Origin of the sequence: Vibrio sp. 1874 (genome assembly GCF_033344395.1) — a bacterium.
In the GTDB taxonomy this organism is placed as follows: Bacteria; Pseudomonadota; Gammaproteobacteria; order Enterobacterales; family Vibrionaceae; genus Vibrio; species Vibrio alginolyticus.
In genome coordinates this window covers 1-1004 of record NZ_JAWPOR010000209.1, presented here as the reverse complement: position 1 = coordinate 1004, position 1004 = coordinate 1, and the positions used below count along the sequence as shown (strand labels likewise).

General features: G+C 45.8%; 2 pseudogenes. One reads left to right on the top strand and one right to left on the bottom strand.

Annotation, left to right across the window (positions count from 1 at the left end):
• Window positions 1-120: pseudogene (locus R8N46_RS25690) on the top strand (pirin family protein); the annotation flags it as partial.
• A 119-nt stretch (window positions 121-239) separates the two neighbouring features.
• Here the strand turns inward: R8N46_RS25690 and R8N46_RS25685 are convergent.
• Window positions 240-1004 (bottom strand): annotated as a pseudogene (locus R8N46_RS25685) (LysR substrate-binding domain-containing protein); the annotation flags it as partial.

The following is a 1004-nucleotide window of genomic DNA, read 5'->3' as shown; positions in this document are numbered from 1 at the left end:
CATGTCGACAACACCCTGCTAACGGGCGGTGATGGCGCTAAAATCGAAGCACAGAGCAAGGTGACATTTCGTAACCTGACCAATCAATCAGTTACTGCGCTAATCTTTGACTTGCCGTAACTATCGGTTCATAGATATCGAACTATCGCTATCCTGTGATAAATCTCGCTTAAAAAGAAAGCCCCCAAGGCAAACGCCAAGGGGGCTTTTCATTTTTCCGTTTTCATTGACGCCAAGCGTTAATGGTTTGCGTCCGATGATGCAGACCCAATCTGTTGCAAGCTGTAAGCCGTGAGAGGATCGATTTCTTTCACAATCTCTTCGACCTGTTTAATTGCTTCTACAGACGTTCTTGCTTTGCTTTATCTTAAGTAGATATGTCGGTACCAATCTTCCACTCCAGACACCTTGTAGAGCTGCCCATTCGCAATAAATGGCTCTACGAGAGACACCGGCAGATACGCCGCGCCGCCTTTCTCTAAAATGAAGTCCAAAGCAATACGCGCAGTCGATGTGCGCAGGTACGGAGCCGGAATTTTAGGGTGACGTTCAGAGTGCTCAGAAGCGAAGCGTGTTCCCCAATCCACATACACATATTTGTGCTCAAACACCGTATCTAATGAATCTTGCTCGGTAGAAACCAGCACAAGGACAACATCCGCGACTTTTTTACAATTAAGCTCATCAGCTTTGATTTGGTCAAACGCAAATGCCATATCTAACGTGCGCTCTAATAAGCTACGGCTTAGCATTTCACGACCCATCACCTCGGCCATAAAGCCGTAACCGCCGAAAGAATCCGTCACAATACTCAAACAGTTTTGCAAATACGCATCCCAAATGTTCGGCGTACCGCCCATGGTGAGCTGTAATGCTTTTCCATCTTCAAGTGATAATTCCAGTTTTGCTTGCTGCAATGTGGTGACCATAACTTCGGCATAACTGATTAAGCGTTCCCCTGCTGAGGTCAGCTTTATGTTATTTCGATCACGAATAAACAATTG